Here is a 22,379-nt window from a genome sequence, read left to right as displayed (position 1 = left end):
TGACCAATGGGATGGGAAGCGCTCGCCGCGTGGGGTGACGACGTCGCTCGCGTCGAGCGCCTGGCCGGCGGAGTCGCCAACGACGTGTGGAGCGTGCGTGTCGACGGGCGCCTCGCGGTCGGCCGGCTCGGCACCAGGAGCGACGCTGATCTCGCCTGGGAGGCCGAGCTTCTCCGGCATCTCGACCGGCACGGTCTGACGGTGCCCGTTCCCATCCCGACGAGGGACGGCCGGCTGTTCGTCGACGGTCTCGTGGTGATGACCTATGTGGACGGTGGGCCGCCCGGGACGCGGGCCGACTGGCGTCGGGTGGCCGGCACGCTCCGGGAGCTGCATCGGCTGACGCGGGATTGGCCGCAGCGCCCCGGGTGGCGGTCGTCGACCGAGCTGCTGACCGCCGAGACCGGGACCAAGGTCGACCTCGGCGCGATGCCCCCTGAGGGCGTCGTCCGCTGCCGGGCGGCGTGGGCGCGGCTCACCGGGCGGCAGACCTGCGTGGTCCATGGCAACCCCAACAACCCTGGGAACGTACGCGTGACCGCGCACCGCGTCGCCCTGATCGACTGGGACGAGGCGCACGTCGACGTCCCGGACCTCGACCTCGTGCTGCCCGACAACGCCGCGGACCTCGGCGACACCGCGTACGACATCGCCGCCCAGGCCTCGGCCGCGTGGGAGGCCGCTGTCTGCTGGGACGACGCGTACGCGGTCAAGCGGCTCGCCGAAGTGCGACCGGTCTGAGGACCGGGCCACTATCGTTCTGACGTGCACATCCGTTTTGACGTCCCGGCCGATCCGGCCTACCCGGGCCGCGTGGCCGCCGTGCTCAGCAGCGTCGGGCTCCGCAAGTACGCCTACGTGGGCGCGGTGCTGACGTTGCTCGGCGTGATCGGTCTCGCCGTCTCACAGGCGTTCGACTGGGCCGCTCAGATCTCGCCGCTCTACATCGCGATGATCGTGGGTGGGCTGCTGGCGATGGTGTACGCGCCTCTGGTGCGGCTGCGTGCCCGCCGTCGCTCGGGTCAGTACGCCGTCGAAGGCGGATACGACATCGACGACGACAACATCATGATGCGCAGCGGCACGGAGTCCGGCGGCATCGCCTGGGAGGGCGTCGCGCAGGTGACGGAGACGCCCGAGTTCTGGGTCGTGTTCGTCGGCCGCATGCCCGCCACGGTGATCCCACGCCGCCTGATGTCCGCCGAGGACGACGAGACGCTGCGCTCGTTCATGGCCGAGCGGGGGCTGCTCCAGCCGAGCTGAACGGCGGCCCGCTACTCGGCCTGCGGCGTGCCCACCCGCAGCATCGGGGCGTACCTCGGCACGTACTCCTGGCCGGTCAGCTCCTGGATCGCGACCATGACCTCGTCGGTGATCTGGCGCAGCGACGAGCTGTCGCTGCCGCGGCCCGTGACCTCGATCGGCTTGCCGAACTTGACCGTGGCCGTGCCGCGCTTGAAGCGGGGCACGCGGTGGCCGATCGGCTGGAGCTCGTCGGTGCCGATGAAGCCGACCGGGATGATCGGCACGTCGGCGGCCAGGGCCAGCCGGGCCACGCCCGTGCGGCCGCGGTAGAGGCGGCCGTCGGGGGAGCGGGTCCCTTCCGGGTAGATCGCGACCAGGTCGCCCGACTTGAGCACCGGGATCGCACCGTCGAAGGCGCTCAGGGCCGCACGCCCGCCCGCGCGCTCGACGCGGATCGCTCCGATGCCGGTCATCACGGAGCGGCTGAACCAGCCCCGGAGGCCCGTACCGGTGAAGTATTCCGCTTTCGCCCAGAATGCGATGTGGCGCGGGATGACCGAGCCGAGGAAGAGCTCGTCGGCGACCGAGAGGTGGTTGCCGGCCAGGATCGCGCCGCCGTGTGGCGGGACGTTCTCCAGGCCTTCGACCTTCGGCGCCCACCCCCACCGCATGCTCACGCCGATGGTGAGCTGGCCGATCGTGTAGAGCAGCGGCACGGGTCCTCCGGATCTCGCGGCGTGGGCGGTGTCACCGTAACCGACACCGCCCGCCGCCGCGAGTGGACGAACAGGCGCTAACTACGCGTGACCGTCACTCGGACGGGTTCGCCGTCACCGACCTCGCCTTCGAAGCCCGTGGAGCCCGCACCAAAGGTGATGTCGTCGGCCAGGACCTCGCGGGCGACGAAGTCACGGTGCGTCTCGACTGCCGCCCGCACCCCGTCAGATCCGTTGAGATCGACAGTGATCCGGTCCGAGACGTCCAGGTCCGCGTCGCGGCGGGCCTGCTGGACCACCCGGACCACGTCGCGGGCGACGCCCTCCGCGGCCAGTTCCGGCGTCACCGCGCTGTCCAGCACGACCACGCCCTCGCCGCCCGGCAGGGTGGCCGAGTTGTCCGGATCCGCGGCCACCAGCTTCAGGTCGTACTCGCCCTCCTGAAGGGTGACCCCCGCGGCGACCGGCTGGCCCTCGACCAGCGACCAGTCGCCGGCCTTGACCGCCTTGATCACCTGCTGCACCTGACCGCCGATCCGGGGACCGAGCGCCCGCGGCACGACCGTGAGCACCCGCTCGCAGTGCGCGGCCACGTCGTCGGTGAACTCCACCGACTTGACGTTGACCTCGTCGGTGACCAGGTCGACGAACGGCCGCAGCACGGCGGCGTCCGGCGTGGCCACGGTCAGCGACGGCAGCGGCAGGCGGACCCGCAGCCCCTTGGCCTTGCGCACCGAGAGTGCCGACGACACGAGGTCGCGCACGGCGTCCATCGCGGCAACAAGCGAGTGGTCGGCCGGGAACTCGTCCGCGACCGGCCAGTCGGTCAGGTGCACCGACCGCTCACCGGTCAGCCCACGCCACACCTCCTCGGCCGTCAGCGGCGCCAGCGGGGCCATCAGCCGCGTCAGCGTCTCCAGCACCGTCCAGAGCGTGTCGAAGGCGTCCCGGTCGCCGGCCCAGAACCGGTCGCGGGACCGGCGGACGTACCAGTTGGTCAGCGCGTCCAGGAACGTGCGCACGCTCAGGCAGGCACCCGAGATGTCGTACGCGTCCATCTGCCGGGTGACCGTCTCGACCAGTTCCCGGGTCTTGGCCAAGGCGTACCGGTCGAGCAGGTGCGTCGAGTCGACCCGGCGCACCGCCTCGTAGCCGTCGGCGTTGGCGTAGAGCGAGAAGAAGTACCAGACGTTCCACAGTGGAAGCAGCACCTGCCGCACGGTGTCGCGGATCGCCGGCTCGGTGACCGGCATGTCGCCACCGCGCAGCACGGGCGACGACATCAGCATCCAGCGCATGGCGTCGGAGCCGTACGAGTCGAACACCTCGTACACGTCGGGGTAGTTCTGCAGGCTCTTGCTCATCTTGCGGCCGTCGGACCCTTGCAGGATCCCGTGGCTCACGCAGGTGCGGAACGCCGGCCGGTCGAACAGCGCGGTGGCCAGCACGTGCATGGTGTAGAACCAGCCGCGGGTCTGTCCGATGTATTCCACGATGAAGTCACCCGGGTAGTGGTGCTCGAACCAGTCCGCGTTCTCGAACGGGTAGTGCACCTGGGCGAACGGCATCGAACCCGACTCGAACCAGCAGTCGAGCACCTCGGGTACGCGTCGCATCGTCGACTGACCGGTCGGGTCGTCCGGGTTGGGGCGGGTCAGGTCGTCGACGTGCGGGCGGTGCAGATCGGTGACCCGCACGCCGAAGTCGCGCTCGAGGTCCTCCAGCGAGCCGTAGACGTCCACCCGCGGGTAGTTCGGGTCGTCGGACTTCCACACCGGGATCGGCGAGCCCCAGAACCGGTTGCGGCTGATCGACCAGTCGCGGGCGTTGGCAAGCCACTTGCCGAACGAGCCGTCCTTGACGTGCCCGGGCGTCCAGTCGATCTGCTGGTTGAGCTCGACCATCCGGTCCTTGAACTTGGTCACCTGCACGAACCAGGACGAGACCGCCTTGTAGACCAGCGGGGTGTCGCACCGCCAGCAGTGCGGGTAGGAGTGCGTGTAGGTCTCCTGCCGCACCACGACGCCGCGCTCCTTGAGGTCGCGCGTCACCGGCTTGTTGGCCTCGAAGACCTGCATTCCCTGGTACGGGGGAACGAGCGCGGTGAACCGGGTGTGGTCGTCGACCGTCACGATGGTCGGGATGCCGGCCGCGTTGCAGGCGTTCTGGTCCTCCTCACCGAAGGCGGGCGCCATGTGCACGGCGCCGGTGCCGTCCTCGGTGGTGACGAACTCGCCGCCGAGGATCTGGTAGGCGTTCGGGCCGGCCTGGTCGACGAGGAAGTCGAACAGCGGCGTGTAACGCTTGCCGACCAGGTCAGCGCCGCGCCGGCTGCCGGTGCGGGTGAACCCTTCCAGCTCCTTGGCGTAGTAGTCGGTGCGGGCGGCGCCCACCAGGTAGACCTGGCCGGCGTCGTCGGTGAACTCGGCGTACTCGATGTCGGGGCCGACCGCCACCGCGAGGTTCGACGGGAGCGTCCACGGCGTGGTGGTCCAGACCGCCAGCTTCTCACCGCTGTCCAAGGTGAACCAGACGGTCAGCGAGGGGTCGTGGCGGTCGCGGTAGACGTCGTCCATCCGGGTCTCGGTGTTGGACAACGGGGTCTCACAGCGCCAGCAGTAGGCCAGCACCTTGAAGCCCTCGTACACCAGGCCCTTGTCGTGGAGGCTCTTGAACGCCCACATGACGCTTTCCATGTAGGACAGGTCGAGCGTCTTGTAGTCGTTGGTGAAGTCGACCCAACGCGCCTGACGCGTGACGTAGCGCTCCCAGTCCTGGGTGTACTGCAGGACCGAAGTGCGGCACACCTCGTTGAACCGCTCGACGCCCAGATCGACGATCTCGGCCTTGGTGGTGATCCCGAGCTGCTTCTCGGCGACGACCTCGGCGGGCAGGCCGTGGGTGTCCCACCCGAACCGGCGCTCGACCCTCTTACCGCGCATCGTCTGGTAGCGAGGAACGACGTCTTTCACATAGCCGGTGAAGAGGTGGCCGTAGTGAGGAAGGCCGTTGGCGAAGGGGGGACCGTCGTAGAAGACGAACTCGTTGTCGCCGTTGGTCCCGGCGTCCCGGAGCTCGACGGAGGCCTCGAAGGTCTTGTCGGCCGTCCAGTGATCCAGCACACGCCGCTCGACCGCGGGCAGGTCGGGGCTCGCCGGGACGCCCGGCTTGCTCTCGTGCTTGGGATAGGCCATCGGTGGTCAATCTCCTCGAACAGCTCACAAAGGTCGTGGACTGCGAGGACGACCCAGAGGGCCGCGGTACCACCCCGCTTGATGATCAAAGAACGACCACCCGCTCGTTGGCCGGCTGTAACGGGCCGAACCCGTCCGGTTCTACTGAGATCCGAAGATCCGTTCTTCCGGAGGCTCACCGGTGATGGCCGGGTCATCGCCAATTGCAGACAAGGCTACCTGACCGGTAACAACGAGCGCGCGCGACTTATTCTGCGGCGGCGCGGGTCAGAGCGCCGCGGCGCCGAGCACCCACGGCTCCGTCTGGGCGATGAAGTCGGTCGGGAATCCGAGGCTGAACCCGGTCGCGTCCTCCATGCGGGTGACCAGCTCGGGCGGCAGGGTGACCTCGGTGCAGCCCAGGTTGTCCCGAAGCTGTTCGACGGTTCGTGCGCCGATGATCGGCAGCACGTCGCCGCGCAGGCGGGTCCAGGCGAGGGCAACCTGGGCCGGGGTGACGCTCAGCTCGGCGGCGACCTCTTCGACGACCTTGGCCACCGCGAGGTCGCCGTCGTCGATGCCGGCGTGGCCCAGTCGGGTCTTCCCGGCGGGTTGACCGGAGTTGTATTTCCCCGAGAGCACGCCACCGCCGAGCGGGCTCCACGCTGTCACGGTCAGGCCGGACGCCTCGGCCATCGGCAGCAGCTCCCGTTCGGCGTCGCGGTTGACCAGGCTGTACGGCACCTGGAGGCCGGCGAACGGGCTCCAGCCGCGCCACTCGGCAACCGTGTTCGCGCGGGAGATCACCCAGGCCGGCGTGTCGGAGACGCCCACGTAGAGCACCTTGCCGGCGGTGACGGCATCATCGAGTGCCCGCATCGTCTCGTCGATGGGCGTGTGCCGGTCCCAGATGTGCATCCAGTAGACGTCGACATGGTCGGTACGCAGCCGGCGAAGGCTGGTCTCCAGCGACAGCCGCAGGTTCTTGCGGTGGTTCCCGCCGCCGTTGGGGTCCGCCGGGTCCCGGGTCACCGTGTATTTCGTGGCCAGCACGAACCGGTCACGCCGCCGGCCGAGCAGGTCGCCGAGGATCTCCTCGCTGGCACCGCCGCGATAGTTGATCGCGGTGTCGACCATGTTCCCGCCGGCCTCCGCGTACGCGTCGAGAATCCGTCGGCACTCCTCGACGGGCGCACCGACGCCGCCCTGCTCCCCGAACGTCATCGCACCGAGCACGAGCTCGGACACCCGTAGGCCGGTCGGCCCGAACGTCGTGTACCTCATGCGAACATCGCCGCCACGCGCTCGGCCAACTCCTCGGCCGGCACGTCACGCACGTGTCGGTCGACCGCCCAGCGGTGCCCGGACGGGTCGAGGAACTGGGCGGTGCGGTCACCCCAGAACGCGTCGTGCGGCGGCTCGAACGCGGTGGCCCCGGCGGCGATCGCGCGGTCGTAGGCGGCATCGACGTCGGGCACCGCCACGTGGAAGGCGGCCGGTGAGCCGCCCAGCGCTGCCGGCGTCCGCAGACCGCGCTCCGGGAACTCACCGGCGACGGCCAGCACGGTGGTGCCGATGCGGAGCTCGACGGTGAGTGGACGGCCGTCGGGCAACGGGACCCGACTCGTTTCCTCGGCGCCGAACACGTCCTGGTACCAGGCGGTTGCGGCTTCGGGATCGTCCACCACGAGGTGGAGGTCAACCTGGATCATGAGGTGACCATACAAGCTGTCTGGTCAAGCTGTCTAGACATGGGATACGGTAAGCTGGCGGCCGTGATGGCGCGACGTGACGATTCCCCGCAAACCAACGCGGCGCTGCGGGAACGCATCCTCGACGCGCTGCGGGAGCTGTTGCGCGAGCGCACCTTCGACACGCTCAGCGTCGCCGAGATCATCACGGCCGCGGAGATCTCCCGCGCGAGCTTCTACTTCTATTTCCCGGGCAAGCAGGCCGTGCTGGCCGAGCTCGTCCGGCGGGCCGTTGGCGCCGGCCACGAGGCCGCGCAGCCCTGGGTGCGGGCGACGGCGGACCCGCGCGAGACGCTGCGGATGGGTGTGGACGCGGGGGCAGGGCTGTGGCTCGCCAACGCCGCCGTGCTGCGCGCGATCGTGGAGAGCTGGGCGTCCGACCCGCAGCTACGCGAGTTGTGGCTGGCCCAGATGGCGACGTTCACCGAGGCCGCGATCGCCCGCATCGAGGCCGACCGACGCACCGACCCCACGGTCGCGGCCCGCCTCGAAGGAGTCGACGTGCCGGCCCTGGCGGCATCGCTGACCTGGACCGGTGAACGCCTCTACTACCTGGCGGCGAGCGACGTGCCGCCGTTCAACGACCGGAAGATCCTGGTCGACACCCTGACCCACCTGTGGGTCACAGCGCTGTACGACACGTCAGCGTGACTCGGGGTCCTGGCCCTGGGCCGCGCGGCCACCGTCGACCGGGATGACCGCGCCGGTGATCAGGCTGGCGGCCGGGGAGAGCAGGAAGGCGACCGCCTCCGCCACCTCGTCGGCTCGGCCTATCCGGCCGATCGGGTGCAGGCGGGCCATCTCGTCCTCGACCTGGCTCACCGCAGCCGCTGGCAGTCCGGCCAGGTAGCCCGCGTACCGGTCCGTTTCGATCGAGCCCAGTGCCACCGCGTTGGCCCGGATGCCCGCGGGGCCGTAGTCGACCGCCAGCGACCGGGTCAGGCCTTCGACCGCGGCCTTCGCCGTCGCGTAGGGCAGGGCGCCGCGAACTGCGCGTTGGGCCTGGTGGGAAGAGACGTTGACGATCGCTCCGCCGGTTCCGGCCGCCAGGAAGTGGCGGATCGCGACCGAGGAGCCGACCACCGCCGGTGCCAGGTTGAGGGCGATTAAGGCCACCACTTCGGCCGCCGGGGCCGCGTCCAGCGAGAGGTCTCGGAAGACCGCGGCGTTGTTGACCCAGCCTGCCAGCGGTGCCGCCGCGCTGGCGGCGTCGGCCGCCGCGGACGCCGCCGCCTCGTCCGTGGCGTCGCCGGTCACCGGCACCATCCGGGGATGGGACCACCTCACCGGGGCCAGGTCCAGGACGACCACCGTGGCGCCGTGCACGGCCAGCAGGCGTTCGGCGATCGCGCGACCGACCCCGCCCGCGCCGCCGGTGACCACATAGGACGTCGTCACGGTGCCTTGTCGCCCCTGTCGCGTTCCTGCTCCCGCACTGCGCCCAGGTCCTCCAGCCGGTCCAGTTGGCGCATCGCCTGGCCGATGCGGGCGTTGCCCAGCAGGCGACCCCGGTTGCGGTCGAGGAACGACCAGTAGCCGGCCGTGTAGGGACAGGCGTTGACGCCCAGCCGCGACCGGGGGTCGTAGCGGCAACCCCGGCAGTAGTCGCTCATGCGGTTGATATAGGCACCGCCGGCCGCGTACGGCTTCGTGGTCATCGCACCCAGGTCCGCGTACTGGCTCATGCCGATGACGTTCGCCGTCATCACCCACTCGTAGCCGTCGACGAAGCTTCGGTGGAACCAGTCCACGATCTCCGCCGGGCGCCAACCCCGTTGCAACGCGTAGTTGCCCAGCACCATCAGGCGCGGGATGTGGTGCACCCAGCCTCGGTCCCGGACGCCGGCCAGGACGTCCGACAGGCAGCGGGCCTCCAGAGCGTCCGCGTCCAGGTCGCGGAACCACGACGGGACGTGGCGGGTCGCGCGCAGGCCGTCGGCGGCGGCATAGCCCGAGCCGAAATACCAGTACAGATGCCAGATGTAGTCGCGCCAGCCGATCAACTGCCGGACGAAGCCCTCCACCGACGACAGGGGCGCCGCACCGGACCGGTACGCCGCCTCCGCTCGGTGCACCGCGTCCAGCGGGTCGATCAAGCCCAGGTTCAACGGCGCCGACAGGAGGCTGTGGGCCATCCACGGGTCGGCGGCCAGCATCGCGTCCTCGTACGGGCCGAACGCGGGTAGTCGGTGTTCCACGAAGTGCCGCAGGCGGGCCAGGGCCTCCCGGCGCGTGGCGGGGAACAAGCGCGGACCGTCCCGGCCGACGAAGCGGATGCCCTCGCGCTCCCAGCGATCGAGATCAGCGCGTACGCCCTCGTCGATCTCGTCCTCGACCGGCATCGGCGGCGATGGCACCTCCAGGCCCGACGCGGGCGGCGGGAGACGGTTCGACGCGTCCAGGTTCCACTTGCCCCCGGCCGGTGCGTCGCCGTCCATCAGCACGTCGAGCCGTCGCCGGGCGTCGCGGTAGAAGTCCTCCATCCGCAGCCGCCCGTGGCGACCGTCGGCCCACGCCACGAACTCGGCGGGGGAGGTGGCGAAGCCGCGCGGCGGCAGGACGGTCACCCCGTCAAGGGATCGGACGAAGTCGCGCGCTCGGCGAGAGGTCGGATGGCATACGTCGAGTGGCTCGCCGCTGACCTTGCGTAATGCCTCGCCGTACGTGTCGGTGCGCAGGAAGATCGCTTGATCGCCCAGTTCGGCCGCTCGGTGTCGCAGCGCGGAAAGGACGAGGTGGGCCTTTTGCCGGTGGAATGCTCGGCGGCGGAACACGGCCTTCGACTCGACGAGCAGGACGGGTTGTCGGGGCGCGTCCAGGAAATGTGGCCCCAACTGATCGGCGAACAACCACCGACGGATCATCCGATCATTGTGCCCCTCTAACGGGTAGATCAACCGTCCGATTTGCGGGTCACGATCGTGTCGCGTAGTTGACTCAGCCGCGCGTTGCTGTCGTCGATGCCGAGTCGCGTGAACACTCCGGTGCCCAGACTGCCGTGGTCGGCCCACGAACACACCACGACGTCAGCGCCGTTGTCGGTGCCGACGCCGCAGCGCCGGCTCTCGCCGCGTTCGGTGGCGTCGACCGTGCGTACGTCGCGCAGGCGGTACTCGCTCGTCACCCGGGTGATCTCGTCGACCACGTCGCCGTCGGGGGAGAAGTGGAAGCCCGTCGTGCCATACACGGTGGCCCGTTTGTTGTCACCGTCCACGTAGATGCCGGCGAACGTCGACTCCCGCCACAGGTACGCCTTGCTCAACTCGTTCTTGAGGCTCTCGGCGGCACGCTGGCTCTGTGGGTCGTCCCGCAGCGTCAGGCTGCCGACCACGCTGGGCATGACCGAGCTCGACGGATACTGCGCGAAGATCGGCTGGCCGAACCACGCCGGACAGCCGCAGCAGCAGAGCAGCGAGAGCAACGCGAACCAGGGCCAGCGCCGGCGCCGGCGGACCGGGACCGCGACGTAGCCGGGCGGCGGCCGCCACCCCGGCGGCGGACCGGCGGGCTCGGGCCGCTTCTTCGCCTTGCGCGGCTTACGCACCTCGACCGGCGCGGGAACCGGGAGCGGCGGCGGCGCCGGCACCGGGCGGGGTGGCGGCGGCGGAGGGGGTGGCACGGCCGGTTCCACCGTGGTGGGTGGATAGGAGATCTCCACCGGGTACGCCGGCAGCGGGTCCACATCGCCCCAGGGGTCGACGGGAGTGTCCGGCTCGAACGCCCGCCCGGTGGGCAGGTCCAGCGTCGGGTCGGGCCGGTCGGCAGGTGGCGGCGGAGGCGCCGGAAAGGCCGACTCGTCGTCGAGCCAGCGCTCGCGCTTCGGCGTAGGCGGCGGCACCGGCGCGGCGCCGCTCCAACGCGGCTCGCCCGGCTCGGTCGCGTCGCCCGGACGCTCCCGCTCCTCCTCCGCCATCGCGGCGCTCCTCTCCCAGCCCGACCCGAGGTTAGACGAGCCGGGCTAGTCTTCCCCACCATGCACATCGAACTAGCCGCGGTGGTCGTCGACGACTACGACGAGGCGATCGGCTTCTTCGTCGACGCCCTCGGATTCGACCTCGTCGAGGACAGCCCGTCGACCACCAACGACGGCAGGCCGAAGCGTTGGGTGGTCGTCCGCCCGCCGGGCGCCGCGACCGGACTGCTGCTCGCCCAGGCCGACGGGGACGACCAACGCGGCGTCGTCGGCAACCAGCTCGCCGGCCGGGTCGGCTTCTTCCTGCGCGTCGACGACTTCGAGGCCGCGTACGCCCGGATGCGCGAGGCGGGCGTCACCTTCCACGGCGACCCGCGGCACGAGCCCTACGGCTCGGTCGTGGTCTTCGAGGACGTCGCCGGCAACAAGTGGGACCTGCTCGGCCCGCGCCCTTAGAAGGCCCGGTACACCGCCCAGGCGGCCAGGCCGACGATGAGCAGAGCGCCGGCCCGCCGCGTGTGGATGAAGGCCAGCGGTGCCCACCACAGTGGCCAGACCGGATTGTCCGGCGGCGGGTCCACCGGCTTCGGCTCGCGGAACCGCCGCCACACCCAGACCATCGTCGGCAGCCCACCCAGCGTGAGCAGGGCCGGCCACGGCAGCTCACCGAGCACGACCAGCACCACCACGCCCACGTAGTAGAGCAGCATCATGCCGACCGTGGCCGCCTTGGCCGCCGGCTCACCGAGCACCACCGGCAGGGTCCGGGTGCCGCTGCGGCTGTCGTACGGCAGCTTGTCGATGTGCTTGCCCATCAGCACGGTCGTCGGCAGCAACGCGTAGACGAGCGCGGTGACCACGACGGCCCAGGGCAGCGTGCCGGTGCCGGCGTAGTAGACCCCGCCGACCATCAGCGGACCCCAGGTGACCAGCACGTCCGCCTCGCCCAGGCCGATCTTCTTGAGCCGCAGCGGCGGCGCGGTGTAGGCCCACGAGAGGAACAGCCCACCGAGCGCGAACGCGGCGATCCACCAGTCCTGCCGGACGATGAGCGTGATCATGATGGCCAGGTCGACCACCTGGCAGAGCAGGATGCCGACGAGCAGCTGCCGGCGGGTGACGAGGCCGGCCAGGATGGGGTGCGGCGCGTAGAGCGCGCGGGGGTAGTCGGCGGTGTCGTTCCCGACGTCGGTGTCCGTCAGGTCGTTCATCAGGTTGTTGGCCAGGTGGGCGACGACGATCCCGATCACGGCCAGTGCGATGTTGAGCCAGTCGACGGGCACGACGGCGACGGCAGCGAGCAGCACGGCGATCAAACCCGAGACGAAGGTCATCGGGAGTACGCCGGCGCGGGTGACGACCAGCCAACGGGTGACCGAGTCGACGACGCCCTGTTCGGGCGGGTTGGTGGTGGCGAACGCGTATCGCCAGGCCGACAGCCGGTCGGCAACGCTGAGCGTGGACACGCCATCGATGCTACGCCGATCTTGAACCCGTTCAACTCGAGCGTCGTACGCGCGAAAAGGGAGCACCAGGCCGCCGCGTACCCTGGTTGGTTGGGATTGAAGGAGGGGTCGATGACCGTCGCAACCGTGTGGCCGCAGCTCGAGGAGCTGCTGCCGCGGGTCAGCAAGCCGATCCAGTACGTCGGCGGCGAGCTGGGCGGGGTGCGCAAGGAGTGGGACACCACCACCGTGCGCTGGGCCCTGATGTACCCCGACGCGTACGAGGTGGGCGTGCCCAACCAGGGCGTGCAGATCCTCTACGAGGTGCTCAACGAGCAGCCCGACGTCCTGGCCGAGCGCACGTACGCCGTCTGGCCGGACCTCGAGGCGCTGATGCGCGAGCACGGGGTCCCGCAGTTCACGGTCGACGCGCACCGCCCGGTCCGCGCCTTCGACCTGCTCGGCGTCTCCTTCGCCACGGAGCTCGGCTACACGAACCTGCTCACCGCGCTCGACCTGGCCGGCATCCCGCTGCTCGCGCGGGACCGCACCGACGAGGACCCGATCGTGCTGGCCGGCGGGCACGCCGCGTTCAACCCCGAGCCGATCGCCGACTTCCTCGACGCCGCCGTGCTGGGTGACGGCGAGGAGGCCGTCCTCGAGGTCACCGCGCTGGTCCGGGCCTGGAAGGAAGAGGGCTCCCCGGGCGGCCGGGACGAGCTGCTGCTGCGCCTGGCCAAGACCGAGAGCGTCTACGTGCCGCGCTTCTACGACGTCGACTACCTGCCCGACGGGCGGATCCAGCGGGTCGTGCCGAACCGGGCCGGCGTCCCGTTCCGGGTGCACAAGCGCACCACCATGGACCTCGACCAGTGGCCGTACCCGAAGAAGCCCCTCGTGCCCCTGGCCGAGAGCGTGCACGAGCGCTACGCGGTGGAGATCTTCCGTGGCTGCACGCGCGGCTGCCGGTTCTGCCAGGCGGGCATGATCACCCGGCCGGTACGCGAGCGGTCGATCACCACGGTCGGCCAGATGGTCAAGGAGGGCCTGGAGTTCTCCGGCTTCTCCGAGGTCGGCCTGCTCTCGCTGTCCAGCGCCGACCACTCCGAGATCGGTGACATCTGCTCCGGCCTGGCCGAGCAGTACGAGGGCACCAACGTGTCCCTGTCACTGCCGTCCACCCGGGTCGACGCGTTCAACATCGAGCTCGCCCAAGAGCTGTCGCGCAACGGCCGGCGGACCGGTCTGACCTTCGCGCCCGAGGGCGGGTCCGAGCGGATCCGCAAGGTGATCAACAAGATGGTGTCGGAGGAAGACCTCATCCGCACCGTGGTCACCGCGTACACCAACGGCTGGCGCCAGGTGAAGCTCTACTTCATGTGCGGGCTGCCCACCGAGACCGACGAGGACGTGCTCCAGATCGCCCGGCTCGCGCACGAGGTGATCAAGGCCGGTCGCGCGGCCACCGGGTCCAAGGACATCCGGTGCACGGTCTCCATCGGCGGGTTCGTGCCCAAGCCGCACACGCCGTTCCAGTGGGCCTCGATGGAGACGCCCGAGGTGATCGACAACCGGCTCAAGCTGCTCAAGCAGGCGATCAACAGCGACCGCTCGCTGGGCCGGGCGATCGGCTACCGCTACCACGACGGCCAGCCGTCGCTGATCGAAGGACTGCTGTCGCGCGGAGACCGCCGGGTCGGCGCGGTCATCCGGCGCGTGTGGGAAGAGGGCGGGCGGTTCGACGGCTGGTCGGAGCACTTCTCCTACCAGCGCTGGGTCGACGCGGCCGGCGCGGTGCTCCCGGACTTCGGCCTCGACCTCGACTGGTTCACCACCCGCGAGCGTGACGAGCTCGAGGTGCTGCCCTGGGACCACCTCGACTCCGGTCTCGACAAGGACTGGCTGTGGCAGGACTGGCAGGACTCGATGAGCGAGTACGAGCAGGACGACTGCCGCTGGACCCCGTGCTTCGACTGCGGCGTCTGCCCGTCCATGGACACCGAGATCCAGATCGGCCCGACGGGCCGCAAGCTGCTGCCGCTGACGCCGGTCGGCAGCGGTCGTGACTGACCTGCGGTTCGCTTTCCCGGGCGACGATCCGGCGCTGGAGGACTGGCGCCGGATCCACAACACCGTCGTCCCGCCCTGGCCGCTCTCGCTGCCCGAGGTGCGCGAGCGGGCCGGGCGGAACCGGCTGGAGCTCGCCTACCTGGGTGCGGCCGCGGTGGGCAACTCGACCGTGCGGCCGCCCGACGCCGACGGCGTGGCCACCGTCATCGCCCGGGTGCTACCCGAGCATCGGGGGCGGGGGTTCGGCACGCTGATCCACTCGCGGGCGTTGGACGCGGCCCGGGCGCTCGGGGCCGCGGCGATCGAGACGCTGGTGCTGGCGGCCAACGTCGACGGAGTGCGCTTCGCCGAGCGCCAGGGGTACGTCGAGGTCGAGCGCTACGAAGTCCACGGCGCTCAGGAAGTCAGGCTGCGCCTGCGGTAGGCGGCCAGCGCCAGCGGCGCGAACACCGCGACGAAGCCGATCATCCACGCCAGGGTGATCAGCACCGGCCGGGCCACCGGGCCGCCGAGCATCAGCCCTCGCAGGGCGTCCATCAGGTGCCGCACCGGGTTGACCTGGACGAACGCCGCCAGCCAGCCGGGCATTGTGTCGGTCGGCACGAAGATGTTGCTGGCGAACGAGAGCGGGAAGATGATCACCGCGCCGAGGCCCTGCACCGCCTGGGCGTTGGGCAGCGACAGGCCGAGCAGCACCCAGACCCAGGACAGCGCCAGCGCGAAGCCGAGCGCCAGGGCACAGGCCGCGAGCACGGGCAGGGGACCGGTGCTGAAGCGGAAGCCGAGGGCCAGGCCGAAGCCGAGCAGGGCGATGATCGCGACCACCTGGCGTACGACGTCGGCACCGATCGCCCCGACCAGCGGTGCGATGCGCAGGGTCGGCAGGCTGCGGATGCGGTCGAAGACGCCCTTCTCGATGTCCTGGTTGAGCGCCGTGCCGACGCCCATGGTGGCCAGCAGCGTCATCAGGCCGAGCATGCCCGGCAGCACGAACTGGAGATACTCGCGCGTGCTGCCGGCGATCGCCCCACCGAACACGTAGACGAACAGCACCAGGAAGATGGCCGGACCGAAGACGACGTCGGCGAGCGACGCGGGATGCCGACGCAGCTTCACGATGCCGCGCCAGGTCAGGGTCAGGCACTGGCTCATGCCGCCAACTCCTTCTGTGTCGTGAGTGCGCGGAAGACGTCGTCGAGGCTGGGCAGGTGCAGGGCGATCTCGGCGATCTCGGCGCCCGCGTCGTCGAGCCGGCGCACCACGGCCGGCATCATCGCGCCGTCGGTGACCGGCACGCTCAGCCGCTCGCCGACCCGGGCCGGCACGGTGCCGACGACGGCGGTGACCAGCGCGGCAGCCTCGTCGACCCGGGCCGGGTCGGCCAGCCGCAGGTCGAGCGTCTGGGTCCCGAGGCGACGCTTGAGAGCGGTGGGGGAGTCGTGGGCGGCGACGCGCCCGTGGTCGAACACCACGATCTCGTCGGCGAGCGCGTCGGCCTCCTCGAGGTACTGCGTGGTGAGCAGCACCGTGGTGCCCTCGGCCACCAGCGCGCGGATGCGGTCCCAGAGCGCGCCGCGGGCGACCGGGTCGAGGCCGGTGGTCGGCTCGTCGAGGAACACCACGCGGGGTCGGTTGACCAGGCTGGCGGCCAGGTCGAGCCGGCGCCGCATGCCGCCCGAGTACGTCTTGACCGGCCGGTCGGCGGCGCCGTCGAGGCCGAACTCGGCGAGCAGCGCGGTCGCCCGGGCCGCCGCGTCCTTGCGGGAGAAGCCGAGCAGCCGGCCGACCATCCGCAGGTTGTGCCGGCCGGTTAGGTCCTCGTCGACCGAGGTCTGCTGGCCGGCCACGCCGATCAGCTGCCGCACCTGGTGGCCGGCCGTGGTCACGTCGTGTCCGAGCACCGCCGCCGTGCCCGCGTCGGGGCGCAGCAGGGTGGCCAGGATCCGCACCGCGGTCGTCTTGCCGGCACCGTTCGGGCCGAGCACGCCGATCACCGTGCCCGTCCGCACCGCGAGGTCGACCCCGTCTAGGGCGGTGACCTCCCCATACCGTTTGACCAGGCCGTACGCCTCTATCGCCAATTTTTGCATCACGACTGTAATGTAAAACGTGATGATGCTCCGCGTCAATACGACCGCAATGTGACAGCATTGCCGCATGCCGAAGCGGGTCGACCCCACCGAGCGGCGCACCCTGATCGCCGACGCCCTGATGCGGGTGGCGGCGGAGCGCGGCCTCGAAGCGGTGAGTTTGCGCCACGTGGCCGCCGAGGCGGGCGCGACGACGGGGCTGGTGCAGCACTACTTCGGCACCAAGGACGAGATGATGCTGTTCGCGCTGGAGGTGGTGAGCGGGCACATCGGCGCGCGGATGGAGGCGGCCGTCGACGCGCTGGGTCCGGCACCGGCGCCGCGCGAGGTGATCCGGGCGATGTGCGCACAGCTCCTGCCGCTCGACGAGGCGCGGCGAGCCGACGGGAAGGTCGCGTTGGCGTTCTTCGCGTACGCGGCCACCCGGCCCCACGTCGCCGAGGTGCAGCGGCGCGGCTCCGAAGGGCTGCGCGACTACTTCGCGACGATGATGCCGGAGCCCGCCGCGACCACATTGCTGGCGCTGGTCGAGGGGCTCGCGCTCTACCTGCTGACGGACACCTACCCCGCGGCTACCGCGCTCGGGGCACTCGACGGCTATCTGGACTCGGTGTTCGGCCGACCGGACTCCTTGGTGTAGCCGCCGATTAATGGGTGGGAGGATGGAGCCGAAGCGGTCGAACAGGCGAGGAGCACAGCGATCAGCAGGAAGCCACAGCCGGAAGGTGGGCAGGCGCCCGTCGTCCAGCGCATCCGGATCAGGTACGCCAAGCGGGGGCCGTTGCGGTTCACCTCGCACCGTGACTTCGCGCGCGCTTTCGAGCGGGCGTTGCGGCGGGCCGGCGTACCCATCGCGTTCTCCCAGGGGTTCACACCGCACCCCAAGATCTCGTACGCCAGCGCGGCGCCGACGGGCACCGCGAGCGAGGCGGAGTATCTGGAGATCGGCCTGCAGCGGGTGGTCGACCCGGCCTGGGTGGTCACTTCTCTGGATGCGGCGCTCTCTCCGGGTCTTGACGTGCTGGACGCGGTCGAGGCCGTACCGGGGGAGAGCCTGGCCGACCGGATCGACGCGTCTCGGTGGCGGCTGGAGCTACCGGGCGTTACTGATGCCGTCGTGTCCGAAGCTGTCACGAAATTTCGGGATTCGTCCGAAGTGCTGGTCGAGCGGCAGACGAAACAGGGTCGGCGCACCTTCGACACGCGGGGCGCCGTGGTGTCCATCGAGGTGATCACTTCCGGTCCGGCCGCTTCCGGAGCCCCCGACGTGCCGTGTGCGATACTCGACGTAGTCGTGCGGCAGGTCACCCCGTCCGTACGACCCGATGACGTCCTTGCCGGCCTCCGTGTGGTGGCCGACCTGGAGCCGCCGGTCCCGCCACGGGCAATCCGGCTGGCACAGGGCCGGCTGACCGCGCAGGGGGCGATCGCGGATCCGTTGGAGGCGGACCGCGACGGGGCTGTTGTCGGTGAACGCTGACCGCGGCGACGCGATCAGTGTTTAGCCCGCCAGACTTCGGTCTGCCCGCCGCTTCCAGCAGCGGGCGTGGCCGGAAACACTTTGCGGCGACCCTGCGTGGCAGCGCTCACCCGCGCCCGGGGTTGCCAGAACTGGAGAACGTCCATGCTCGAGAACGAGCCAACGGGCGGCGAGGTGCAGGGCAACGAGCCCAACGCCGAGACCGAGGCCCCGGCCACGCCCGTCAAGCGCACCCGCGCCCGTAAGTCGACCGCGGCCGCCGCCGCTGCTGACGCTTCCGACGAGGCCACCCCGACCCGACGCCGGCGTAAGGCCACAACCGCCGCCAAACCCGACACCGAGGGCGAGTCCCCGGCAGAGGGTACGAACGAGGCGCCGCCCGTGAAGCGGACCCGGCGCCGCAAGGCCGCTACCGAGGACGCCGCCCCGGCCGCCGCCGCCGTCGACGCCGTGGTCAACGCCGAGTCCGACGACCCGGCCGCCGAGCCCGCCGCCGGTCTGGGCGACGTGGAGCCCGCTCCGGCCCGCCGCCGCTCCACCCGGCGCGTGATCGCGGCCGAGTCCGACGACCCCGCCGCCGAGCCGGCCGCCGGCCTCGGCGACGTCGAGCCCGGTGCCGCCGGCGCCGGCCCCCGCGACGCCGACCCCGGCCTGGTCGACAGCCAGGCACCGGGCGTGCCCGGCGAGCCGGTCGACGACGAGGAGACCGAAGAGGCCACCACCGAGCCGCTGCGGCTCGACGCGGACGAGGAGCCGGCACCGAGCCGTCGCCGCCGGGCTGTCGCCGCCCCGCTGCTGTTCATGGCGCCCGAGCCGGACGACGAGGCGGCCGCGCCGGCCGCGCCGGCCCGCCGCACGCGGCGCACCCGGGGTGCCGCGGCTGAGCCCGCCGAGGCTCCGGAAGCGCCCGCCGCGCCGGTCTCCGCTTCGGCTCCTGCCTCTGCCTCGGGAGACGCTGACGCGGACGGCGCCGAGACCACCAGCCGGCGGCGCCGGCGCGGGCGGCGTACCGGTGACGAACCGGCTGTCGTCGAGGTCGAGGAGACCGACGAGGCCGCGCCCACCGCGAGCGACGAATCCGAGGAATCGGACGACGACGACCTCGACGAGAACGGCCGCCGCCGGCGGCGCCGTGGCCGCCGTGGCCGGGGTCGCGGCAAGGGCCCGGTCGACGAGGCCGACGAGACCGAGGAGCCCGCGGCCGCGTCCGCCGACGACTCCGACGACTCCGAGGACGGCGACGGGGTGACCCGCCGGCGCCGGCGTCGCCGCCGCAAGGGCGACACCGACACGGGCGCCGACGACGGCGTGCACACCGTGGTCCGGATCCGCGAGCCGCGCACCACCTCCGACGAGGTGCAGGGCGTCTCCGGTTCGACCCGGCTGGAGGCCAAGCGGCAGCGCCGGCGCGACGGCCGTGAGCAGCGCCGCACCCGCCCGCCGATTCTGAGCGAGTCGGAGTTCCTGGCGCGGCGCGAAGCCGTCGACCGGGTGATGGTCGTCCGGCAGCGCGCCGACCGCACCCAGATCGCGGTGCTCGAAGACGGCGTGCTCGTCGAGCACTACGTGACGCGGGCGTCGTCCGGCGCGATGGCCGGCAACGTCTACCTGGGCAAGGTCCAGAACGTGCTGCCCTCGATGGAGGCGGCGTTCGTCGACGTCGGCCGGGGCCGCAACGCGGTGCTCTACGCCGGCGAGGTCAACTGGGACGCCTCCGGCCTGGAGGGTCGGGCGCGCTCGATCGAGCAGGCGCTGCGCTCCGGCGACTCGGTGCTGGTGCAGGTCACCAAGGACCCGATCGGCCACAAGGGCGCCCGGCTGACCAGCCACATCGCGCTCTCCGGCCGGCACCTGGTCTACGTGCCCGGCGGCAACGCGTCCGGGATCAGCCGCAAGCTGCCCGACACCGAGCGCAAGCGACTCCGCGACGTCCTGAAGAAGCTGATCCCCGAGGGCGCGGGCGTGATCGTCCGTACCGCCGCCGAGGGTGCTTCCGAGGACGAGCTCGCGCGCGACGTCAAGCGGCTCCAGGCGCAGTGGGAGGACATCCAGGAGAAGGCGGCGGCCGGTGGCGCGCCGACCCTCCTCTACGAGGAGCCCGACCTGCTGATCCGGGTCGTCCGCGACCTGTTCAACGAGGACTTCCGCGAGATCATCGTGCAGGGCGACGACGCGTACGAGATGGTCGACACCTATCTCGGCCACGTCTCGCCGGACCTGGTGCCGCGTCTGCACCGGCACACGTCGACGGTCGACCTGTTCGCCGAGAAGCGGATCGACGAGCAGATCCTCAAGGGTCTCGACCGCAAGGTGTTCCTGCCCTCCGGCGGCCACCTGGTCATCGACCGCACCGAGGCGATGACCGTGGTCGACGTCAACACCGGCAAGTACACCGGCGCCGGCGGCAACCTCGAGGAGACGGTCACCCGCAACAACCTGGAGGCGGCCGAGGAGATCGTCCGCCAGCTCCGGTTGCGCGACCTCGGCGGCATCGTCGTCATCGACTTCATCGACATGGTCCTGGAGAGCAACCGCGAGCTGGTGCTGCGCCGGCTCACCGAGTGCCTCGGCCGCGACCGCACCAAGCACCAGGTCACCGAGATCACCTCGCTGGGTCTGGTGCAGATGACCCGCAAGCGGATCGGTGCGGGACTGCTCGAGGCGTTCTCCGAGACCTGCGAGACGTGTAAGGGCCGCGGCCTGATCATCCACACGGAGCCGGTGCCGGTTAAGGGTGCCGGGCATTCGCACGGGGCCAACGGCTCGGGTGGCGCTGGTGGCTCGGGTGGCTCCGGCGGCGACAAGGTCAAGGCGGTGGCGTCCGCGGCGGCTGCCACCACCACGTCGGCGTCGTCGCGGCGGCGCGGCCGCAAGGCGGCGCCCGCGCAGGCCACGGCTCCGGACACGGTCGAGCCCACGGTGGTCGAGGAAGACGACACGATGGGGTACGACCTGTCCCGCTACGACGACGTCGTGCTCGACCCGGTCGACGAGGTCGAGGCACCGACCGACATCGCGCCGGCCACCAACGGCCGGCTCGCCGGCAGCGACGACCCGGACGCCGCTGGTGACGACGAGGACGGCGAGCTGGCCGAGGCCAGCACCGGCCGTCGGCGTGGTCGTCGGGGTGGCACGCGCCGCCGCACCCGGCCGTAGTCCATCGCTTCAGCACTGCCCGGCCACCTTTGTGGAGGCCGGGCAGTGCTGTGTCCGGGGTCGGGGTCCTGTCCGGGGCCGGGCGGGCGGCGGTTGTGAATGCGCGTTAGGGTCGCGGCAGCGTTCCGCCGCCATCCCCGGAGGACACCCCCCATGCGCCTGCGTCGTCACCTTGCCGTGCTCGCCGTATCCGTCGCGTTCGTCGCGACGGCCGGTTGCTCCGCGGATGTGGAAGGCCGCGGCGACCCGACGCTCGGCACCCCGTCGGCGGCGCCGTCGGCTTCCGGTGTCGCGCCCTCCTCCTCACCGGCTCTGCCTGGCTCTTCGGCCGCGCCCGAGCTGTCCTTGGGCCCGCAGCCGACCGCCCGGGCGGGCGGCAACGCGACGCAGGTCTGCGCCGACGTCAACAAGGCCAGTGAGAAGGGCACGACGGCGTACGTGCAGGCGCTGACCGCCGTACTCGAAGCGCAGGGCAGGAACGACAAGCAGGGCGAGCAGGCGGGGGAGAAGCGACTCGGCGCGGTGATGGCCACCTGGGCGGGCGAACTGCGAAAAGCGTCGTCCGCAGCGACGGATCAGCAGCTCAAGACGACGCTGACGCAGATGGCCGGTCAGATCTCCACGATGACGTCGAACGTGGCGACGATCGACGACGCGGCATTGGGTGCCATCCAGGATCGGCTCGAGACGCTCTGCCCGACGTCCTAGCCGGTTGTGGTGCGTGGGGCGACCGCGCCGTCGACGGTGCGGACGAGGAGCTCGAGGACCTCGTGCCGCGACGCGCCCTGGTGGGAGACGTAGCTCCAGCCCGCGTAGAGCTGTGACCACATCAGACTGGACAGCCACGGAGCGGGCAGGGCGACGTCGATCGTGCCGTCGCGATGCCCCCGGTCGATCATCGCGGAGAACCGGTCGTCACAGCCGTCGTCGAGGATCGGCGTCGCGCCGCCCAGGCACTCCGGGTCGGTGAAGATCAGCGAGAGCAGGCTGCCGAGGTCGAAGTACTCCCGGCAGAGGCGCAGCAGCGCGTCCGCACCCGAGCCCTCGTTGAGCTTGGCGCTGGCGGTGGCGCGGTCGAGCCGGGCGGAGCCCTCGGCGGCCACGGCGCGGAGCAGGTCGGACCGCTCCGGGAAGTAGCGGTGCAGCGTCGTGCGACCGACCTCGGCCGCTGCGGCGATCTCGCTCAGCGCCGCCGCCGGGTTCTGCCCCAGCACGTCGATCGCGGCAGACAGGATCGCCTGCCGGGTGCGGGCCCGCGCACCCCGTTCATTTTCCGGCACATCGTGAGGTTAGCAGTCTCAAATCGGATTAACACTTGACTGAAGTGGAACACCTCCGTT

General features: G+C 71.1%; 21 protein-coding genes. 10 read left to right on the top strand and 11 right to left on the bottom strand.

Annotated elements, in window-relative coordinates:
- Positions 1-6 precede the first annotated feature (6 nt).
- Both AB0J88_RS24545 and AB0J88_RS24540 read left to right on the top strand, forming a co-directional pair.
- Entirely contained in the window at positions 7-741 is a 735-nt protein-coding gene (locus tag AB0J88_RS24545) for a phosphotransferase (RefSeq protein ID WP_364358205.1), read from the top strand.
- A 24-nt stretch (positions 742-765) separates the two neighbouring features.
- Complete coding sequence (locus AB0J88_RS24540; RefSeq protein WP_364358202.1) at positions 766-1,263, top strand: YcxB family protein; 498 nt, start codon at positions 766-768, stop codon at positions 1,261-1,263.
- An 11-nt stretch (positions 1,264-1,274) separates the two neighbouring features.
- Here the strand turns inward: AB0J88_RS24540 and AB0J88_RS24535 are convergent, their stop codons facing one another.
- The 4 genes from AB0J88_RS24535 to AB0J88_RS24520 all read right to left on the bottom strand — a co-directional run bounded on the left by AB0J88_RS24535 (position 1,275) and on the right by AB0J88_RS24520 (position 6,846).
- A complete protein-coding gene (locus AB0J88_RS24535; RefSeq protein ID WP_364358199.1) occupies positions 1,275-1,961 on the bottom strand; it encodes a lysophospholipid acyltransferase family protein in 687 nt (228 codons plus the stop codon).
- A 77-nt stretch (positions 1,962-2,038) separates the two neighbouring features.
- Positions 2,039-5,155, bottom strand: a complete 3,117-nt coding sequence (gene ileS, locus AB0J88_RS24530; protein WP_364358196.1) for an isoleucine--tRNA ligase — start codon at positions 5,153-5,155, stop codon at positions 2,039-2,041.
- A gap of 267 nt (positions 5,156-5,422) precedes the next feature.
- Positions 5,423-6,418 carry an aldo/keto reductase gene (locus AB0J88_RS24525; protein ID WP_364358193.1) on the bottom strand — a complete coding sequence of 332 codons (996 nt, stop codon included), beginning with the start codon at positions 6,416-6,418 and terminating at the stop codon, positions 5,423-5,425.
- Positions 6,415-6,846, bottom strand: a complete 432-nt coding sequence (locus tag AB0J88_RS24520; protein WP_364358190.1) for a VOC family protein — start codon at positions 6,844-6,846, stop codon at positions 6,415-6,417. The genes AB0J88_RS24525 and AB0J88_RS24520 overlap by 4 nt, the downstream gene beginning before the upstream one ends.
- A 39-nt stretch (positions 6,847-6,885) precedes the next feature.
- On the opposite strand from AB0J88_RS24520, the gene AB0J88_RS24515 reads away from it, so the two are divergent.
- A complete protein-coding gene (locus AB0J88_RS24515) occupies positions 6,886-7,536 on the top strand; it encodes a helix-turn-helix domain-containing protein (RefSeq protein ID WP_364358187.1) in 651 nt (216 codons plus the stop codon).
- Here AB0J88_RS24515 and AB0J88_RS24510 read toward each other — a convergent pair.
- Genes AB0J88_RS24510 through AB0J88_RS24500 form a run of 3 tightly spaced genes read right to left on the bottom strand, consistent with a single transcriptional unit; the run spans position 7,528 to position 10,798 of the window.
- The gene (locus AB0J88_RS24510; RefSeq protein ID WP_364358184.1) at positions 7,528-8,283 is read right to left on the bottom strand and encodes an SDR family oxidoreductase; all 756 of its coding nucleotides are present in this window, start codon (positions 8,281-8,283) and stop codon (positions 7,528-7,530) included. The genes AB0J88_RS24515 and AB0J88_RS24510 overlap by 9 nt on opposite strands.
- On the bottom strand, positions 8,280-9,749 hold the full coding sequence (locus AB0J88_RS24505; protein ID WP_364358181.1) for a cryptochrome/photolyase family protein: 1,470 nt from the start codon (positions 9,747-9,749) through the stop codon (positions 8,280-8,282). Before AB0J88_RS24505 ends, AB0J88_RS24510 begins: the two co-directional genes overlap by 4 nt.
- Positions 9,750-9,778: 29 nt before the next feature.
- Positions 9,779-10,798, bottom strand: a complete 1,020-nt coding sequence (locus AB0J88_RS24500; protein ID WP_364358178.1) for a hypothetical protein — start codon at positions 10,796-10,798, stop codon at positions 9,779-9,781.
- A gap of 60 nt (positions 10,799-10,858) precedes the next feature.
- Here AB0J88_RS24500 and AB0J88_RS24495 point away from each other — a divergent pair, with 60 nt between their 5' ends.
- Positions 10,859-11,254, top strand: a complete 396-nt coding sequence (locus AB0J88_RS24495) for a VOC family protein (protein ID WP_364358175.1) — start codon at positions 10,859-10,861, stop codon at positions 11,252-11,254.
- Here the strand turns inward: AB0J88_RS24495 and AB0J88_RS24490 are convergent.
- Positions 11,251-12,264: a prenyltransferase gene (locus AB0J88_RS24490; RefSeq protein WP_364358173.1), complete on the bottom strand. Its 1,014-nt coding sequence runs from the start codon at positions 12,262-12,264 to the stop codon at positions 11,251-11,253. The two genes, AB0J88_RS24495 and AB0J88_RS24490, sit on opposite strands and share 4 nt — an antisense overlap.
- 111 nt (positions 12,265-12,375) lie before the next feature.
- On the opposite strand from AB0J88_RS24490, the gene AB0J88_RS24485 reads away from it, so the two are divergent.
- The gene (locus AB0J88_RS24485; protein ID WP_364358170.1) at positions 12,376-14,313 is read left to right on the top strand and encodes a TIGR03960 family B12-binding radical SAM protein; all 1,938 of its coding nucleotides are present in this window, start codon (positions 12,376-12,378) and stop codon (positions 14,311-14,313) included.
- Positions 14,306-14,737 (top strand): GNAT family N-acetyltransferase, encoded by a 432-nt coding sequence (locus AB0J88_RS24480; protein WP_364358167.1) that lies wholly within the window; start codon positions 14,306-14,308, stop codon positions 14,735-14,737. Before AB0J88_RS24485 ends, AB0J88_RS24480 begins: the two co-directional genes overlap by 8 nt.
- On the opposite strand, the gene AB0J88_RS24475 is transcribed toward AB0J88_RS24480, so the two are convergent.
- On the bottom strand, positions 14,710-15,465 hold the full coding sequence (locus AB0J88_RS24475) for an ABC transporter permease (RefSeq protein WP_364358164.1): 756 nt from the start codon (positions 15,463-15,465) through the stop codon (positions 14,710-14,712). The genes AB0J88_RS24480 and AB0J88_RS24475 overlap by 28 nt on opposite strands.
- On the bottom strand, positions 15,462-16,403 hold the full coding sequence (locus tag AB0J88_RS24470) for an ATP-binding cassette domain-containing protein (protein WP_364358434.1): 942 nt from the start codon (positions 16,401-16,403) through the stop codon (positions 15,462-15,464). The genes AB0J88_RS24475 and AB0J88_RS24470 overlap by 4 nt, the downstream gene beginning before the upstream one ends.
- Before the next feature lie 67 nt (positions 16,404-16,470).
- On the opposite strand from AB0J88_RS24470, the gene AB0J88_RS24465 reads away from it, so the two are divergent.
- From AB0J88_RS24465 to AB0J88_RS24450, 4 genes are all read left to right on the top strand, one after another.
- The gene (locus AB0J88_RS24465) at positions 16,471-17,043 is read left to right on the top strand and encodes a TetR family transcriptional regulator C-terminal domain-containing protein (RefSeq protein WP_364358161.1); all 573 of its coding nucleotides are present in this window, start codon (positions 16,471-16,473) and stop codon (positions 17,041-17,043) included.
- 117 nt (positions 17,044-17,160) lie between these two features.
- Positions 17,161-17,883, top strand: coding sequence for a TIGR03936 family radical SAM-associated protein (locus AB0J88_RS24460; RefSeq protein ID WP_364358431.1), 723 nt, complete (start codon positions 17,161-17,163; stop codon positions 17,881-17,883).
- A gap of 144 nt (positions 17,884-18,027) precedes the next feature.
- Complete coding sequence (locus tag AB0J88_RS24455; protein ID WP_364358158.1) at positions 18,028-21,039, top strand: Rne/Rng family ribonuclease; 3,012 nt, start codon at positions 18,028-18,030, stop codon at positions 21,037-21,039.
- A gap of 153 nt (positions 21,040-21,192) precedes the next feature.
- Positions 21,193-21,747, top strand: a complete 555-nt coding sequence (locus tag AB0J88_RS24450; protein ID WP_364358155.1) for a hypothetical protein — start codon at positions 21,193-21,195, stop codon at positions 21,745-21,747.
- Here AB0J88_RS24450 and AB0J88_RS24445 read toward each other — a convergent pair.
- Positions 21,744-22,319 carry a TetR/AcrR family transcriptional regulator gene (locus AB0J88_RS24445; RefSeq protein WP_364358152.1) on the bottom strand — a complete coding sequence of 192 codons (576 nt, stop codon included), beginning with the start codon at positions 22,317-22,319 and terminating at the stop codon, positions 21,744-21,746. The two genes, AB0J88_RS24450 and AB0J88_RS24445, sit on opposite strands and share 4 nt — an antisense overlap.
- Between the last annotated feature and the right edge of the window lie 60 nt (positions 22,320-22,379).

It is taken from the genome of Asanoa sp. NPDC049475 (genome assembly GCF_040676915.1).
Taxonomy (GTDB): domain Bacteria; phylum Actinomycetota; class Actinomycetes; order Mycobacteriales; family Micromonosporaceae; genus Asanoa.
Note: the sequence above shows the minus strand (reverse complement) of the source record. Positions and strands in the feature narration are given on the sequence as shown.